Below are 13,729 nucleotides of genomic sequence, written 5' to 3'. Positions count from 1 at the left end.
GCTCACAAGGTATAGCTGGGCTTTGCTTTAATAGTCTCAAGAGGTGTTCCTCCGATGAGCGAGAAACAAAAGGAGAAAATAGTCAGGTCTGTAGAGGTTACTCAAGAAATGCTGAATGAGATGAAAAAAGCTCTAAAAAGGGCAAAAGTTGTAACTCCGCAGAGTATAGCAGAAAGCTATGGGATAAAGGTTAGTGTTGCAAAGAGAATTCTCAGAGAGCTCGAAAAGGAAGGGGTTGTGATATACGTTAATGGCAATTCTAAGCTGAAGATATACAAGGGCGTTGAGTCCTGAGAGGGTTGCTTGAGGATGGAGGAATATAAGATAGCAGTAGTTATATCCTCAGGAAGGGCAGTAATATCCCTTCTGAGGTACTTATCCCCTCTGACATCTGAAAGGATAGCGATGAGCCTCCCCCTTGAGGGAATAGTGGTAAACGCTGGTAATGCTATCTATATTTCGTTGGATATAGAGGGAACTCTTGAGGGAGTGACCAATCAGCTTAAAGCTGGAGAGGTCGGAATGAACGTGGAGAGAAAGATGATGATAATAGCACTAAGAAACATAAAGCTCGATTTCAGGGCGACCAGACTGGGCATAGTGAGAGAGGGTCTGGAGGTAATATCCGCGGCTAAAACAGGGGAAAAAGCAAGAATAGAAAGAATTTAGAGCAATATTAAAAGAAGTGAACCCATCCTCCTTCCTTCAATTCTATAGTTCTGTTTTCTCTTCTCAGGAAAATGCCCTTTTCCCTGACAACTCTTCCTATTCTCTTGAGGAAGAAATTGTTTTCCAAGAATATATCCTCTATCTCCCTTCTCATCTCCTCTGGAGCAGTAAAAACTATGTTAAACTCCTCTCCCCCATAAAAAGCAGCTTCTACACAATCAATTCCCTTTGAAGTAAGGAAATCAGCAAGTTTGTCGCTTATCGGAATATCTTCCACTAGGATACCTACATCGCTTGACTCAGCTATGTATCTGAGAGACCAGTAGAGCCCATCACTGCTGTCTGTAGATGAGCTTATTTCATCTATTTCTGACAACAATAACCCCTGCTTGAGCTGAGCCTTAGGCCTGTAGACAGAGCTCAAGGCCTGCTGTCTGAATGGCTCTTCTGCATGCATCCCCTCCAGAAGTATCTTGTAGCCCAGCCAAGTAAGGCCAAATTCACCAGTCACATAGACATCATGTCCCGGCTTGGCTCCCGATCTGGCTATCAAGTTCTTATGAACCTTTCCAATGGCCGATCCATCAACTATGATCTCCTTTGCTATCGATATATCTCCTCCAACTAGGTGTGTTCCATATTCTTTCACACCATCCTCCAATCCAGCTATGATCTCCTTTGCTAAGTCTATATTTATCCCCTTAGGAAGGCCTACTGAGGCGAGAAATGCAATAGGATAAGCCCCCTTAGATGCTAGATCTGAGATATTGTTCACTACACATTTTCTAGCTAGCTCTCTCGGGGTCATTCCAGGCAATAGATCTGCAGATTCCGTCACCATATCGCTCTTCAGGATGTAAATTCCCCTGTCCAGTCTCTTAGCTGCAGCATCATCCCTTCCTATCTGAAGCAAGTTCTCCGGATCATGCTCTACTGTCATCGTTATGAAACGTATCAAGTCCATCTGGGTGAATGGCATATGAAATAATTGGTAAGGCTAATGTTAAAGTTTTTGAGGATCTAGCTCTATAGATAGGGGGTGTCTGTTATGGCTAGAAAAGTCGTCATATTGGGGGCAGCTGGGAGAGACTTCCACAACTTCAATGTATTCTTCAGAGATAATCCTGACTACAAAGTAGTCGCCTTCACAGCAGCTCAGCTTCCGAATATCTGGGGAAGAAAATATCCACCTGAGCTTGCTGGGAAGCTCTATCCAGAAGGCATACCCATACTTCCCGAGGAGAACCTTCCTGAGATAATAAGAAGGGAAGGTGTCGATCTCGTTGTTTTTTCCTACAGTGATGTGAGCCACCAATATATAATGGAAAGAGCGGCAATAGCTCAAGCAAATGGAGCTGACTTCATGCTTCTTGGACCAAAGAGCACTATGCTAAAATCCAGAAAACCCGTAATAGCGGTTACTGCTGTAAGGACTGGTGCAGGAAAGAGTCCTACGAGCAGAAGGGTTTCATCAATCCTCAGGAGCAAGGGGCTAAAGGTTGTGGTGGTGAGGCATCCAATGCCATACGGTGATCTGAGGGAACAGGTTGTCCAGAGATTTGAGAGCCTTGAGGATCTTGAAAAGCACAAGACCACAATAGAGGAGAGGGAAGATTATGAACCGCATATAAAAATGGGAAATATCGTCTACGCAGGAGTGGATTATGAGAAGATACTGAGAAAAGCTGAGGAGGAAGCTGACATAATCCTCTGGGATGGAGGTAACAATGACTTTCCATTTTACAAGCCAGATCTGTGGATAACTGTGGCAGATCCTCTCAGACTGGGTCATGAGCTGACATACTGGCCTGGAAGCGTTAATATAAGATCCGCAGATGTTGTCATAGTTAGCAAAGTGGACACAGCAGATAGAGACTCGATAATAAAGCTGATGGAGAACATAAGATCCGTAAATCCGAGGGCTACGATAATCGAGGCAGCTATACCATATAGCGTTATGGAACCTGATCTGGTCGCAGGAAAGAGGGTTGTTGTGGTGGAGGATGGGCCAACAGTAACTCATGGAGATATGGGATATGGAGCTGGGTATCTTGTGGCCAGAAAGCTCGGAGCAAGAGAAATAGTCGATCCTAGACCCTATGCTGTTGGATCCATAAAAGAGACTTATATGAAATACCAGCACCTGAGGGAAGTTCTACCAGCAGTTGGATATGGAGCACAGCAGATGAAAGAGCTGGAGGAGACGATAAACAGGATACCAGCCGACTCCGTGATACTCGGAACTCCTACCGATTTAGGAAGATATCTGAAGCTGAACAAACCAACAGTTCACGTTAAATATGAGCTTCAGGAGATAGGAAGGCCTAATTTAGAGGACATAATTGGCAGGTTCTTGGAGAAGGTGGGGATATGAGAAGAGAGATATGGCTTATGTCTTGGAGGGAGTTTCAAGAGGCTGCAGAGGAGACCGACATAGTAATACTTCCCGTTGGAGTTCTGGAGGCACATGGCCCTCATCTCCCTCTGGGTACTGATTTCATTGTTCCACAACATTTAGCTGAGCTTTTAGCATCAAAGCTGAATGCTTTAATAGCTCCAGCTGTTCCATATGGTGTTGTTCACTCCTTACTTGGCTATCCAGGATCTATAAGCATAGGAAAGGATACTCTAAAGAACCTCATAAAGGATCTGATAAAAGGACTGGCAAGCAACGGTCTAGACAAGGTGATCATACTGAACGGTCATGGATCAAGGGATCATCTTGATGCCATATCAGAGGCATGCAAAGAGACATGGAAGGAGGATGGAGTGAAAAGCGTGGTTGTAAACTGGTGGATATACGGAGAGGAGCTCTCCAAGGAAATGTTTGGATCTGTTGGCGGGCATGCAGGAACAGAGGAGACTGCTGCGATAATTGCCATAGACAAATCTCTTGTTAGGGAGGAAGAGGAGCTAAGCGATCAGGTGTACTACACTGTAAGAGGACTAGATCCAGTGCCAGCTCCCGGATCAATATTGATATATGATAAAGAGGACAGAGCGTATATACCGGATGCTGAGACATCCAGAAAGTTCGTCCAAGAGCTGGTATCTAGGATGGCCGAGGAGTTGAAGAAAATAATAAAGGGATGGGATATACAGGAGATAGGAATATGATCAAACTTCAGATGGCCAGATAGCATGCTTTGATATTATCAATCTTATTACATCTCCTGCATCCTGCATTAAGTCTACTGAGCTCTCGCAGAACTCTATGAAGTACATCAGCATTATCGCGGACACGGGATCCAAAATCTCTCTTTCCCTCACTATAATCGCAAGGAGCTCGTTGTGAAGAACATCATAATCATGTTCTAATTTATCCAACTCCTCTAAGAGCTTTATTGCATTTTCTGGATCGTCTCTCATCTTGCTAACAGCATTTCTCAACAGTTCCGCCCCTTCTCTTATTTTTCTTCCCATCTCCGGCATTTTATCCCTTATGCTATCTGGAACCCTGTCCTTTGCAAGGTTAAGCCTTCTAAAAGCTCCTAGAATATAAGCTATTGATCTATCAGTCCTAGATGCTAGTTTCAACAGGTCTTCCCTGTCTCTGCTCAGCACGCTGTCGTAGATAACTCTGTCCATCTCCCTTCTATACCAATCAGCTTTTCTCTCATAATCCTTTATTACAGATCCTTTTTCCTCGAACATATCGATTTTATTATCATGAAGTAAGTTTAAGGCATCCTCAAACTCAGATGCAGCTTTGACAAGCAGATCTGTGTGGTGAAGATGAAGCTCATAAGTGGCCCATATAGGCCTTGTCTCCTTAATGACAAGCATGCTTATCGCAAAAACTAGTAAGAGCAAAAGGGACATCACAAAAAATATGCCCTTAAGTGAATATGAAGCTATAATCCCAGCTAGCATAGCTCCAGTGGCATATCCGGAATCTCTGAACCCTCTATACAGACCAAGAGCCTTTGATCTTGCCTCTTCTGGAACAGAATCTGCTGTCATAGCGGGAAGTATTGGGTAGTAGAGGCCAAGACCGATGCCGAACACAGCCGATATGACTAGCTGTAGCAAATGATCTGTAAGAGTGGCTACACCAATTAGACCTATTATATTCATGATAAGTCCTAGAAGAAGAGGTCCTCTCCTTCCTATAGCATCAGAGAGCTTTCCAGCTAGTGGCATTGAGCCGGAAAACGATACCATTATCACTGCTTGAGCCAAGCCTATCTCAGGCATGGAAAACCCGAGGGATGACAGAATTATCGGGTAGAAACCCCACATAACAGAATCCGACATCTTGGATGCGTGAGCTGTTATATATGTTGCAATTAGAGTTTTACTCTTTAATCCAATTATATATACACTATGGCTCTCATTTGTATTCGATTTTATGAATCTATTTTCCCTTATGTTTGCCATTATTATAGTGCTGGTCAGAGAGCTGAGAAGAGATATGAGGAAGGAGTTCAACAGTCCCAAATAAGAAGCAACTACTCCAGCAAGAAGAGCACCGGTTCCATACCCAAAATAGACAGAGCTCTCCATACTTCCTATTTTGGCTCCAGCGCTCCTTCTTTCTGAGGAGAGGAAGCAATATGCTGTTGAGTGAACTATCCCCTCCCCTGATCCCACGAAAATATTTCCCAGAAAAAGGCTTGTTATGTCCCTGCTGGTTACTAAAAGCGTTACCCCTAAGATATACAACACTCCTCCAGCTATAAATGATTTCCTGCTTCCGCCTAGCTCGATTATCCAGCTACTCACTATTCCCATAAGGCCTTTCATGAATCCAAATGAGATCAAAGGGAGGAAGAAAACAAACAGGGCATTTGTTCCGGATAATTGGATGGAGACATTTGATAGAATAGTTCTCTGAACTCCTGTTGCCATGCCTATCATGTAGACAGCTGATAGAAGTAGAAGAACACCGGAATATCTCAACTTATCACCACATGCTGTAAATTCTGTACATAAACTTTGGAAGGAAGTGCTTCAAGCCATTATAATCATATCTAAGTATTTTTGGCCTGATAACTAGATATCCGCTGAAGCCTTTTTCCCTAAGCTCTTTTAGAGTCCTATCATCTATATCCTCCTGAAACATGAAAACAGCTATCTTTCTAAAGGATCTCCATGGTCCGGAATGCTCAACAGCAACATCCACATCCTCAAAATATCTTAAATCATCCTCGGAGTTCACTAAGCCCCCAACTTTAAGGCATACCTTGAGGCCTTCTGATTTTATCTGCTCGATGAGACGCCTTATTCCTATAAAAGCGGCATATTTGTCTATATAGGTGGATCCAGGATCTATCACCAACAGATCGGATCCTATAATCTTTGAGAACGATACCACCTCCATTATAGCTCTCTTAGACGCCTCTGAGACGTATGGATTTTGACTTGATATGTTTATGTCCTTCTCCGGGGTTCCTACCACAATTTTCCTGCTATCCTTTGCCCTCTTTATCGTGTATATATCCTCTTTTTCTAGTCTGCTTGGAAAGAAAATGCTATCTGTTGGCACGAATATTCCGTCGCAATCCATGGAGAGAAGGGCCTTTACAGCTGATCCAAGTCCCACTCCCCACAGAAACTCAGTGGAGCATGTTACTATGGGCCTGACCATCGCGATCTCAGATAAAATTTTCTATAAAGATAAAAACATAGCTGCTCACAATAAATAATGTCCAGTTAGACTATTTTACAGTTTGTTTTCTCTTTACAGACTTACTTTAGGAAAAATTGAGCAAAAATGACATCTAGAAAAGTCCTATTCTTACCACAAACTTAATTTTTAGGACGAATATGCTGTTTGGATCCTTATTTATTGAGAGATTTTAATCTCATTCGTAAGAAATAGCGTTATCTCCGCTTTTTCTCTTCCTATTGCCAAGGGCAGCCTCGATCTCCTATTAACTACTTTTTCCATCTTTACTGTTTATAAAAGAAAAATTTACCTTATTCCTTTCTTTTTTAAATAAATTTTAGGATTTCATAAAAACAAATCGTTAATCTTAATGGGAATTACTAAGAGTAGGTTGTTAAAGTAGTTCAGGATGGGTATATCTATGTCCATATCAAGCTGAGTGAGAAAAGCTTAAATAATAGGACCCCTAGAACATTTATGGTCCCTCAACCTAAGGGACCAAGGTGAGAGAGATGTCTGAGAAGGCTGCCCGGTACCTCCCTCTTGCACCAGTTTATAGAATAATAAAAGATTCTGGTGCCGAGAGGGTTAGTGATGGAGCAAGGGAGAGGCTGGCCTACTACATGGAGAAACTGGCTACAGAAGTGGCCAAGCATGCAATAGACATAGCTAAGCACTCTAAGAGGAAGACAGTAACTAGCTCTGACATAGAGCTAGCTGTTTCAGCTATACTGAAGAAGTAGGCCAGCTTATCCCTCCCCCTCTATCTTTTTATTTTTGTTTTGGATAGGTTCAGATGCACAGCAAACATGATGTCATAGCCCTGTTGCTCTCTCCAACATCGATGGCCTTTCTAGTTGTGCTGGCAACGCTTCCTATGATAAAAGAAATGCTCACCTTTCTTCTAATAGGAATTGTTTTCTTGGTTATTCTTCCGGTCGCTCCGGTCGTGATAATGTCGTTAGCTGGAAGAGTTGACCTCATGGTGGTGGAGAGGAGAAGAAGAACGCCCTTTTTGATATTTTCCTCCATAAGCTATTTACTAGGCTTAATTTCATTTTTTGTAGTAAGATGTCGTGTAGGCATGATAATAGCAGCTTCGTATCTTGCAGTGAGCACTTCAATACTGATCTTAAATAAATTCACGAAAGTCAGTATACACTCAGCAGGAGCTTCTAGCTCTTGGGCGGTCCTGACTCTTCTAGGATCGGAGTTTTCTCTCCTAATTTTTCCATCCCTTCCATTGATAGCTTGGTCTAGATACAGAATAAAAGCTCACACACCACATCAGATATTAATTGGTCTGTTTGTAGGAGCTTTAGAACCATTATTTTTGACTCTCTTTCTCCTCTAACATATTCTCAAGCTTTTCAGCTATTCTCATCATCTCAGCGCTCATCTCCGATTCCGGCTTAAAGAGGACAAAGGGTTTTCCCTCATCGGTCATCCAGGCTGCTGATGGATCAAATGGGAGTCTTCCAAGAACCGGGACATTGGTTCTCATTGCCACTTCATCAGTCCAGTTTCCACCGAACATCTGGACCTTCACATCTCCGGGGCATATAAAGTAGCTCATGTTCTCTATTATTCCTAGAACTCTCCTATCAAGCCTCTTAACCATATTTATGGCTCTCTCAACGTCCAGCAGTGCTAGCCTCTGCGGGGTGGTGACTATTATAACTCCATCTAAGCTCAAATCCTGCATTATTGATAAGGGCTCATCACTTGTTCCAGGAGGAAGATCTATGATCAACCAATCAAGATAGCCCCAGTCTGTCTGATCGAAGAGCTGCTGTATTGCTTTTATCTTAAGAGGGCCTCTCCATATAATAGGCTCTCCTTCTCCTACTAAAAAAGCCATTGAGACAACACCTATTCCACCATGGGCTTTATATGGCACTATTTTATCATTAAAAACAGTTAATTGACCTCCTTCTGCCCCTAAAGCTTTTACAACATTCGGTCCTGTTATATCTGCATCAAATATAGAGACTCTCCTTCCAAGTCTGAAAAATGCTGCAGCTAGGTTAACTGCGACAGTAGTTTTTCCAACACCACCTTTTCCGCTCATAACAGCCACTATATGCCTTATGTTTTCCGGTTTTCTCGGAGGTTTAAGCTGAATTCTTCCTTCCGCCATTATCCCACCAGTTAGGTTAGCTTAACTTTGCATTCAAGATAAAAATTTATCTTCTCACTTCCTATTTCTTGGGCCCGTAGCTCAGCAAGGATTAGAGCGGCGGCCTTCGGAGCCGTAGGTCGCGGGTTCAAGTCCCGCCGGGCCCGTTTATACAGATAATTGGCGGTATAAATCGAGTGCTTTGTATCATCACAAAAATTTTAAGCAAACGGTATTCATCTTGTGCCATTCATCAAGCTGGATGGTGAAAGAATATTCTATGAGGTTTTTGGATCTGGAAGATGTGTTGTCCTGATACACGGGGCTTGGGCATCGCATAAGTGGTGGAAAAATCAAATTCCAGTGCTATCAAAGAGGTATAAAGTTATAGCAGTAGATTTAAGAGGTCATGGTCTTTCAAGCGAGCTTAAAAAACCTATATCGATAGATGAGTTCTCCAATGACATAAAAGCAATTCTGGAAAAGGAAGAAGTGGAAGAAGTAGCTCTTATAGGCTGGTCCATGGGAGGGATAATCTCAATGAGATATGCTATTGAGAACGACGTCAAAGCTCTTGTTTTAATAGCCACAAGAGCTCATAAGAACTACAGATATGACCCTGTCAGGGACTACATAGAGAGATTTGAGGAAAATTTGTACAAAATGATGTCATCTCCATATGAGCTAGCAAAATTAGCAGATGATAATTACAGGACAAAAGTTCTGAAGGAGGAACTGAAGGAAGTCCTTTCTAAAAATGTTCCAAGAGAGCTGCTAGATTGGATGATAGAGGAGATAAAAAAGTTTCCAGGGGATCCACTAAATGTGGCCCTTAGCGTCTCCGGATACGAACTTGGGGATAGGATAAAGGAGATAAAAGCACCCACCTTGATCATAATAGGAGATGAAGACAAAGTAATAGATCCCTCTCTTTCTCTTCGTCTCAAGGAGATACCCAATTCTGAGATCGTCGTCCTGAGAGGGGCAGGCCATTATCTCATCTTGGAGAGAGCTGAGGAGGTAAACACCCATATTATCAGCTTTCTCAACAGATTTTATCCACCTTAATAGGTCTATTTAACTTAAAAATTAAACAATCAGCCTGAGAGCAACATCTAAGCCAAGAGCTAGTTGATTTTTGTGATAAACCATAATTAAATCACGTGGAAAATTAAGTAAACCAATATATCTTGGCACAGAAAGCTTTCAAGTGGAGGTTCGGTAACTGCTTGAAATATGAAACTTCTGCAGCAAGATCCTCAGCTAAAGGGGAGATATGTAACAGTTACTCAGCGTGTTCAGTAGATTATAGAGAAATCATCAAACTCGCCTGTAGGCTCCTCCCATTCAACATCTACTCTTTCTACCACAGCGAGCTCTGGTCCTTTATGCGCCCATCTTATTATCTCCTCCACCTTATCTTTCTCCCCCTCTACTACAGCTTCCACGCTTCCATCTGGTAGATTTCTCACCCATCCAGTAACTCCAAGCTTTTTAGCAACTCTTCTCATAGATGATCTAAAGAAAACGCCCTGAACCCAACCATATATTCTCAGGTGGGCCCTCGCTAAGCTCATACATAGCTTCAGATGGCCTTGATTAAAAATATTTCTGGCAGTTTTGAGGCTAATCTTAGCCTATTATCTTACAGAAAATCGACAAGAAAGCCCACGGTTAAAACCGTGGGATGAATTGCCGATAACCTTAAATAAGAGTGCTCCTCATATCTTTGGCGAGTCGCCGGTGAACGTACTCAAGCGGGCTATGGGCTACATGCCCATAGCAGGGGCTGGTAGGGCGTTATGCCTTGGTCTTGACACAGCCCTGAACTCGGTAGGATGAAGCCTCAGGCTGACAAACCGGGAATCTCCCGGCTTTAGCCGCGGAGAATGTCAAAAAGGGCTATAATGCGTTGATAGCGGTATAGCTAAATGAAATAATTTGAGTTGGATTTAAGTTGTGTTTTTATTCCTCCTTTAGATAGGAGGTATATGCAAAAAATAGCTCTTGCAGTGTCAGAGGAGGATAAGGCATCTGTAAATATAGGAAGACATGTTGAACTTCTTCTTTCGGAAAAAGAGGAGAGAATAAAGCTGGTAAGGACAAATGAGCTTCATATATACTTAAAATCACATAAAGAGCTGGCTCCATGGGCAGATGCTGTAATATTTCTCTCTAGGCACAGTGGAAGCCCAGGAAAGCCCGTGATAACAGCTCATGCTCCCGGAAATTTCGCAAATGCAGAATATGGAGGAGAGCCAGGAAAGCTAAGCATAGCCTTTCCATATCTGATGAAGCTATTCCTGATAGAAGCTGAGAAGAATAGTGCTGGATCTGGCTATGAAGTGGCTATGGAACCCACTCATCATGGCCCATCCTTTGATGTTCCAACTGCTTTTGTTGAGATAGGAAGCAGCGAGAGGGAATGGATCGACGAAAAAGCGGGAGAAATAGTCGCAGTTTCTCTTTTAAGTGCCCTCAAAAAGCTGGATCAGGGAAATTTCGAGGTAGCAGTTGGGCTAGGGGGACCTCACATAAACCACCACTTCACTGAGATACAGCTTAGATCAAAATATGCTGTAGGCCACATATTGAGAAACTACGACATAGATGGGGCCAGCAAATCCTCGGTAATATCAGCATTTGAAAGAAGTGTTCCCCCTGCAAGAACAGCTATTCTGGACTGGAAAAGCTTAAGAAGTGATCACAAATCAAAAATAATTCCTATTTTAGAAGAAATAGGCGTTAGTATTGTGAAAACAAAGGACCTGGTGTGAGCCTTGGGAAAGCTGGAGACACCATTTCTTTTCGATAAAAGCGTGCCCAGAGAGCTCTACTTTAAGGTAAAGAGGAGACTAAATCTGATAGGCTACAGTGCAATATGGCTACCTTTTTCCTCTCTAAAGGAGGATACGCCTGAGTCCTTGTTGAGCTACTGTTTCAGAAAAAACATAAAAGTTCTTGTAACTTTTAGAAGAAGTTTACTTGATTTAAAGGGAGTAAAGGTCGTGATACCGAACAAGAGGGCTAGAAAGAGCGTGAACAAAATGATAGAGGTACTCTTCACAAAGCTCAGGGACTGCTAGGATCAAAATCTTTATTTAGTCTCGTCATAACTTTGAGCGGTGATAGCATGGCTGAGCTGATATATCTCGGCCATTCGGCTTTTCTTCTTGAGGTAGGAGGAAAAAAGATAATGTTTGATCCATGGATCTCAGGAAACCCCAAATGTCCCACAAAGCTGAGCGAATGCGAGGGAGCAGATATCTATGCTGTTTCTCACAGCCACTCCGATCACGGCTTAGATGATGCAATAGAACTGTCCAAGAGGAGGAAGGGAAAGATAGTTGGAATATTTGAAATAGCTCAGCATGCTAGTAAGAACGGAGCTAATTCTATAGGGGCAAACATAGGGGGACCCTTCGAAGTAGATGGTGTTTTGATAAAGCTGACTCAGGCAGTTCACAGCTCGGACTTAGGAGCACCTGTCGGTTTTATCGTAAAGGCTGGAGGGATTTCAGTCTATCATGCTGGAGATACAGGCCTCTTCTATGATATGAAGTTATTGGGAGAGCTTTATAGACCTGATCTAGCTTTATTACCGATAGGAGGTCATTTTACAATGGATCCAAGGGAGGCAGCCAAGGCAGTAGAGCTCCTTGGAGTGGAGAGGGTTGTGCCAATGCACTATGGGACATTTCCAGTGTTGTATGGGAAACCAGAGGACTTAAAGAAGGAGCTTAAGGAGAGAGGTATAAAAGCAGAGGTCATTCAGCTGGAACCCGGTGAGCGCAGGGAGCTGTGATCCAGTTGCCCGAGAACCATCTTATAGGAGAACTATACAATATCTCTAGGAAAGAGGTATTGGATTCTCCTGTTTTAATGGAGAAATTGCTCAGAGATCTGGCGGAAATGATAGGAGAAGAGATATTAGCAATTCATGTGCATGAATTCGAGCCCTATGGAGTAAGCGCATTCCTTCTGTTGAAAGAAGGGTATGTAGCACTTCATACATGGCCAGAGCATATTTATGCAGCAGCAAATGTGGTGAATTATTCGGATGAAAAGTGGTGCTGGGACACTTTTAATAAACTTGCATCTCTTTTATCTCCCTCCTCTCAAACGGCTATAATAGTGAAAACCGGAATCTAGAATCTCTTTTTACCTATCATAAAAATCATTCTAGGGTTCGTCGGCAGTTCCCAAAAAAGTTAATTTTATATAACTCTTAATGTGTATACTCAGTATTGTGGAAGTCTACCTAGGGGTTCCCTTCGGATATGAGCCCAACGATGAGATGAGAAAGCTCCTTGAGGACTTCAGGGATATGATAAACTTCTGCATAGATTATGCTCACAAGAGAAGGATTACCTCTTTCGCAAAGCTAAGAAAAGGAGTTTATGAGGAGTGGAAGCGGAGATGGGATTACTCAACCCATTTCTGCCATTCAGCCTGTAAAATAGCTTTAGCTATGCTCAAGAAACACAGGAAGAAGCATAAGAAGGAGAAGCCTGAGGCCAAGAAGTTATTCATGCAGCTTGACCCAGTGCTTTACAAGTTCTATGGTGACGGGGTTAGGATCTCGGTGAGGCCGAGGCAGTTTCTGTTCATAAATCTGAAATTCGGGGAATATCAGAAGAAGTTTATAGATTCCTGGAAAGAGGGAAAGCTCAAGACAGGTGAGATGACTATAAATGAGGACAAAATAATCATTCCCTTCAAGAAAGGTGTGGATCTGCAGAATCCAAAGGAATGGATAGCCATCGACATAAATGAATCTAACATAACAGCGGTAAGTTCAAATCCCCATGTTTTAAGGGTAGATCATGAGCTTAGGACAGTTCACACAACCTATTTTATCATCAGGAGAAATATTCAGAAGCTTGCTAAATATAAACCAAGGACTGCTCGGAGGCTTCTGAAGAAGTACTCCGACAGGGAGAAAAGAAGGACAAGGGATCTATGCCACAAAATTTCAAGGGAAATTGTGAATTTTGCTAAGCAACACAATCTCGGAATACTGATGGAGGACTTGAAGGGGATAAGAAAACGCATAAAAAGGGGAAGAATGCTGAACAGAAGGTTGCATAACTGGAACTTTAGAATGTTACAGTTCTATATTGAATACAAGGCTAAGCTTAATGGTCTACCAGTTGAGTATGTTAGCCCGAGGGGAACTTCAAGCCTGTGCCCGATATGTGGGGGAAGACTAGCTCCGAATGGGCACAGGCTTATGAGATGCCTGCGGTGCGGTTACGAGAAAGATAGGGATGTGACCGCAGGCATTAATATGCTCAGGATGAGGGGAGCCCCGTTGCCCCTGAAAGCCA

17 protein-coding genes and 1 tRNA gene are annotated in these 13,729 nt (G+C 42.7%); 13 read left to right on the top strand and 5 right to left on the bottom strand.

Going from position 1 to position 13,729, the window contains the following annotated elements; genetic code table 11:
- Positions 1-54 precede the first annotated feature (54 nt).
- Complete coding sequence (locus tag D6D85_RS04950; protein ID WP_125670965.1) at positions 55-294, top strand: Rrf2 family transcriptional regulator; 240 nt, start codon at positions 55-57, stop codon at positions 292-294.
- A gap of 9 nt (positions 295-303) precedes the next feature.
- Positions 304-669, top strand: a complete 366-nt coding sequence (locus D6D85_RS04945) for a hypothetical protein (protein ID WP_237558758.1) — start codon at positions 304-306, stop codon at positions 667-669.
- A 7-nt stretch (positions 670-676) separates the two neighbouring features.
- Here D6D85_RS04945 and thiL read toward each other — a convergent pair whose 3' ends face one another.
- Complete coding sequence (thiL, locus tag D6D85_RS04940) at positions 677-1,648, bottom strand: thiamine-phosphate kinase (RefSeq protein ID WP_125670963.1); 972 nt, start codon at positions 1,646-1,648, stop codon at positions 677-679.
- Positions 1,649-1,717: 69 nt separating this feature from the next.
- Between thiL and D6D85_RS04935 the strand changes: the two genes are divergently transcribed.
- Both D6D85_RS04935 and D6D85_RS04930 read left to right on the top strand, forming a co-directional pair.
- Positions 1,718-3,043 carry a cyclic 2,3-diphosphoglycerate synthase gene (locus D6D85_RS04935; protein ID WP_125670962.1) on the top strand — a complete coding sequence of 442 codons (1,326 nt, stop codon included), beginning with the start codon at positions 1,718-1,720 and terminating at the stop codon, positions 3,041-3,043.
- Positions 3,040-3,786 (top strand): creatininase family protein, encoded by a 747-nt coding sequence (locus D6D85_RS04930; RefSeq protein WP_125670961.1) that lies wholly within the window; start codon positions 3,040-3,042, stop codon positions 3,784-3,786. Before D6D85_RS04935 ends, D6D85_RS04930 begins: the two co-directional genes overlap by 4 nt.
- Here the strand turns inward: D6D85_RS04930 and D6D85_RS04925 are convergent, their stop codons facing one another.
- On the bottom strand, positions 3,787-5,571 hold the full coding sequence (locus D6D85_RS04925) for an MFS transporter (protein ID WP_125670960.1): 1,785 nt from the start codon (positions 5,569-5,571) through the stop codon (positions 3,787-3,789). It abuts the gene before it with no gap.
- A gap of 4 nt (positions 5,572-5,575) precedes the next feature.
- A complete protein-coding gene (locus D6D85_RS04920; RefSeq protein WP_125670959.1) occupies positions 5,576-6,259 on the bottom strand; it encodes a hypothetical protein in 684 nt (227 codons plus the stop codon).
- Positions 6,260-6,792: 533 nt separating this feature from the next.
- Here D6D85_RS04920 and D6D85_RS04915 point away from each other — a divergent pair.
- Positions 6,793-7,023, top strand: coding sequence for a histone family protein (locus tag D6D85_RS04915; protein WP_125670958.1), 231 nt, complete (start codon positions 6,793-6,795; stop codon positions 7,021-7,023).
- A gap of 53 nt (positions 7,024-7,076) precedes the next feature.
- Positions 7,077-7,634, top strand: a complete 558-nt coding sequence (locus tag D6D85_RS04910) for a hypothetical protein (RefSeq protein ID WP_125670957.1) — start codon at positions 7,077-7,079, stop codon at positions 7,632-7,634.
- Here D6D85_RS04910 and D6D85_RS04905 read toward each other — a convergent pair.
- Positions 7,608-8,420: an Mrp/NBP35 family ATP-binding protein gene (locus D6D85_RS04905; protein ID WP_125670956.1), complete on the bottom strand. Its 813-nt coding sequence runs from the start codon at positions 8,418-8,420 to the stop codon at positions 7,608-7,610. The two genes, D6D85_RS04910 and D6D85_RS04905, sit on opposite strands and share 27 nt — an antisense overlap.
- 70 nt (positions 8,421-8,490) lie before the next feature.
- Between D6D85_RS04905 and D6D85_RS04900 the strand changes: the two genes are divergently transcribed.
- Positions 8,491-8,566, top strand: a tRNA-Arg gene (locus D6D85_RS04900).
- Positions 8,567-8,642: 76 nt separating this feature from the next.
- On the top strand, positions 8,643-9,467 hold the full coding sequence (locus tag D6D85_RS04895; RefSeq protein ID WP_161969696.1) for an alpha/beta fold hydrolase: 825 nt from the start codon (positions 8,643-8,645) through the stop codon (positions 9,465-9,467).
- Between the two features lie 230 nt (positions 9,468-9,697).
- On the opposite strand, the gene D6D85_RS04890 is transcribed toward D6D85_RS04895, so the two are convergent.
- Positions 9,698-9,976, bottom strand: a complete 279-nt coding sequence (locus D6D85_RS04890; protein ID WP_125670954.1) for an acylphosphatase — start codon at positions 9,974-9,976, stop codon at positions 9,698-9,700.
- A gap of 414 nt (positions 9,977-10,390) precedes the next feature.
- On the opposite strand from D6D85_RS04890, the gene D6D85_RS04885 reads away from it, so the two are divergent.
- From D6D85_RS04885 to D6D85_RS04865, 5 genes are all read left to right on the top strand, one after another.
- Positions 10,391-11,176, top strand: coding sequence for a D-aminoacyl-tRNA deacylase (locus D6D85_RS04885; protein ID WP_125670953.1), 786 nt, complete (start codon positions 10,391-10,393; stop codon positions 11,174-11,176).
- Between the two features lie 3 nt (positions 11,177-11,179).
- Positions 11,180-11,485: a hypothetical protein gene (locus D6D85_RS04880; protein ID WP_125670952.1), complete on the top strand. Its 306-nt coding sequence runs from the start codon at positions 11,180-11,182 to the stop codon at positions 11,483-11,485.
- 47 nt (positions 11,486-11,532) lie between these two features.
- Entirely contained in the window at positions 11,533-12,204 is a 672-nt protein-coding gene (locus tag D6D85_RS04875; protein WP_125670951.1) for a metal-dependent hydrolase, read from the top strand.
- Positions 12,205-12,209: 5 nt separating this feature from the next.
- Complete coding sequence (locus D6D85_RS04870) at positions 12,210-12,551, top strand: S-adenosylmethionine decarboxylase family protein (protein WP_161969695.1); 342 nt, start codon at positions 12,210-12,212, stop codon at positions 12,549-12,551.
- 97 nt (positions 12,552-12,648) lie between these two features.
- On the top strand, positions 12,649-13,729 hold a 1,081-nt coding region (locus D6D85_RS04865; protein WP_237558757.1), incomplete at its 3' end, for an RNA-guided endonuclease InsQ/TnpB family protein.

The organism is Candidatus Methanodesulfokora washburnensis, assembly GCF_003947435.1.
Lineage (GTDB): Archaea > Korarchaeota > Korarchaeia > Korarchaeales > Korarchaeaceae > Methanodesulfokora > Methanodesulfokora washburnensis.
The sequence above is the reverse complement of the archived record's forward strand: the minus strand, read 5'-3'. Positions and strand labels throughout refer to the sequence as shown.

Excerpts from the sequence above, each read along its gene's own strand:
- D6D85_RS04950 (WP_125670965.1), top strand. The coding sequence starts at position 55 with ATGAGCGAGAAACAAAAGGAGAAAATAGTCAGGTCTGTAGAGGTTACT.
- thiL (WP_125670963.1), bottom strand. The coding sequence starts at position 1,648 with ATGCCATTCACCCAGATGGACTTGATACGTTTCATAACGATGACAGTA.
- D6D85_RS04935 (WP_125670962.1), top strand. The coding sequence starts at position 1,718 with ATGGCTAGAAAAGTCGTCATATTGGGGGCAGCTGGGAGAGACTTCCAC.
- D6D85_RS04930 (WP_125670961.1), top strand. The coding sequence starts at position 3,040 with ATGAGAAGAGAGATATGGCTTATGTCTTGGAGGGAGTTTCAAGAGGCT.
- D6D85_RS04920 (WP_125670959.1), bottom strand. The coding sequence starts at position 6,259 with ATGGTCAGGCCCATAGTAACATGCTCCACTGAGTTTCTGTGGGGAGTG.
- D6D85_RS04915 (WP_125670958.1), top strand. The coding sequence starts at position 6,793 with ATGTCTGAGAAGGCTGCCCGGTACCTCCCTCTTGCACCAGTTTATAGA.
- D6D85_RS04910 (WP_125670957.1), top strand. The coding sequence starts at position 7,077 with ATGCACAGCAAACATGATGTCATAGCCCTGTTGCTCTCTCCAACATCG.
- D6D85_RS04905 (WP_125670956.1), bottom strand. The coding sequence starts at position 8,420 with ATGGCGGAAGGAAGAATTCAGCTTAAACCTCCGAGAAAACCGGAAAAC.
- D6D85_RS04890 (WP_125670954.1), bottom strand. The coding sequence starts at position 9,976 with ATGAGCTTAGCGAGGGCCCACCTGAGAATATATGGTTGGGTTCAGGGC.
- D6D85_RS04885 (WP_125670953.1), top strand. The coding sequence starts at position 10,391 with ATGCAAAAAATAGCTCTTGCAGTGTCAGAGGAGGATAAGGCATCTGTA.
- D6D85_RS04875 (WP_125670951.1), top strand. The coding sequence starts at position 11,533 with ATGGCTGAGCTGATATATCTCGGCCATTCGGCTTTTCTTCTTGAGGTA.